At 40.4% G+C, this 2,200-nt stretch carries 1 protein-coding gene and 1 pseudogene; both read right to left on the reverse strand.

The window, feature by feature from the left end; translation table 11 throughout:
• Positions 1 to 626: pseudogene (locus ACR2F3_RS03065) on the reverse strand (peptidase M28); the annotation flags it as partial.
• Between the two features lie 15 nt (positions 627 to 641).
• Entirely contained in the window at positions 642 to 1,763 is a 1,122-nt protein-coding gene (locus ACR2F3_RS03070; protein ID WP_432708512.1) for a DUF4407 domain-containing protein, read from the reverse strand.
• Positions 1,764 to 2,200: the final 437 nt, after the last annotated feature.

The following is a 2,200-nucleotide window of genomic DNA, read 5'->3' on the forward strand; positions in this document are numbered from 1 at the left end:
GTGATCTTGTTTTTAACGGCTACTTTAAAGTCCTTGGCAACCGTATCCTTTGTAAGTACCAATACCGTTGCATTTTCAGCAGCTGGGGTCAGGTCTTGTTCGTCAACATAACTTCCATTTTTACTACGATTCTTTAGCTGACTGAAAAAGTTAGCGAACTTGGGGTCCACCATCACGAGTTGCTTTTTTTTGCTGCCCATTAAAGCCCGGTATTGTGCCATAAATGGTTTTTCAGGGTCCAATTTTGTCCAGCCGGCACTGTTTTGATCGAAGGTAAGCTCCTTAGCCACATTGCCAAGCACCAATACTTGTTCTGCAGGTACAGTTTTGCCGTCAATGGTAACTTCGGCAGAAGTAGGTTTAACCTGGTATTTATAAAAGGTTTGTCTGTAATCCTTTTCTCCTGGTAATGTTTTTAGTCCTATTTTTTTAAATTCTGTTTCGATAAAAGTTGCTGCACGATCTATACCTGGGGTGAAGGTGGCCCTTCCTTCCATCCCATCACTGCTTAATGTTTTAATCAATCCGTCTACATAGTCTTTGCTAACAATCTTATTGATGTCCTGAGCAGACACTGGACCCGCGAAAAGCAATGCCAGAGCGGCATAACGTAAATGTTTAATCATATTTATATTCTGTTTTTATTTATTCCAATCATAGTTGTGTAGCTCATGTTCAGCTTTTCCCTTTATAATTATCTTCTGTTTTTCTGTCTCCGTTTGTACCTTGGTTTCCTGCACTGCATCAGTTACATCCACTTCAAAGTCCCGGTTTTTAGTGGAGGTGTTATTTTGTGCATCCTCAATGTTCTCCACTGCGCGGTCATAAGGGCCTCTGCTGCTCATCATTTTAACAAATACCGGCAAACATTCAAAGAAAATGAACAATAGTCCGATAAAAGTTATCGCCATGGCGGTATTCGAATCACGACTGCCATCAGGGTTAAAACTCAGTTGTCCTAATGCCCAGTTCCGATCAGCAAAACCCGCATGGTTCACCAGGCTGTCCAGCTGTTTTCCAGTATAGAGCCTTTCGCTCTTCAAGCCATCAAAGGTTTTCCGGTCATCTACAAAGCGTTCCAGTCGCCGTACATCTTCCGACAAAGCTTCCAGGTTTTGCGTACGCTGCTGGAGTTCGGCTTCTTTTCTCTTGGCATAAGGGCCATAGCCCATTACACCTGATGTTTCAGTTGTCTTATTGCCAAAGATTTCAAAGTTCAGCTTCTGGCGGTCTGACTCGATGCCTCTTGCTAAAGAGTCGCGCCGGGCTTTTGCCTCATTCAATTGATTTAGTTCAAAGGTATACTTTTTATTAAAGGAACTGTTAAGGGTATCAATTCTGGTACGCTGGGCATTGGTATAGCTGATCTTTAAGCGCTCTTTAATTTCTTTGTCGAAGATTTTAAGCTCAAGCGGACGTGAGATTACGATCCCGATCATGATGGCCAGCAAGATTCTTGGCATAGCCTGGGCAATTTGTTTCCATGTTGAAGCGTTTTTATTAATACTGGAAACAATGTAACGGTCCATGTTGAAGATAGCGAGGCCCCAAAGTAAACCAAATAAAAAGGCAAAAAATAGGGCTCCTGGATCGCCTTTAAAGACGAAATACATGGCATAACCACCAGACAAGGCCGCAAACAAGCCAGTAAAAAAAATTGTAGCACCTATGCCTACGTATTTGTTATGTTCGGTTGGGTATTTCTCCAGTGTAGCGATATGCACACCTGAACAGAACCAGAAAAAACGGTAAATGTTATTCATGCTGAGTTCTTAAATTAATAAAGACTAATATTAAACGCTGCAGAAACTCACTTGTTACAGTAAAGGACTTAAAATAAATCCGTTATAACCAATTTAATTTTATTTGTTCTCCCATATTCAGTAGTAGGCTGTTTGGTTTATTTTAAAAGCAAGCCCCCATTTTCAGGTAAAGAGTGATTTTGTCTCGCAGGAAATATATAAATGGGAAATTTTGCTTGAACTGTTTAAACAATAACGATCCGGTTTTTGAGCACATCTCTTTTGATATCCAAATTAATGACAGCGGCGATAATGCCCAGGACAAGTGGCCTGGGCATATATAAATATACCCTTCAGAGGAAATTTGAATTTTATGCGATCATAAAAGATTGTTGTGGATAATTCGTATATGTCACTGGTTTTTAGTAATTTAAATAGGTAGGAATAGCTGAAGCCTA

Source organism: Pedobacter sp. (assembly GCF_045627485.1).
Classification (GTDB): Bacteria; Bacteroidota; Bacteroidia; order Sphingobacteriales; family Sphingobacteriaceae; genus Pedobacter.

What these genes read in the sequence shown, in the direction of transcription:
- ACR2F3_RS03070 (WP_432708512.1), bottom strand. Translation starts at nt 1,763, where the DNA reads ATGAATAACATTTACCGTTTTTTCTGGTTCTGTTCAGGTGTGCATATC.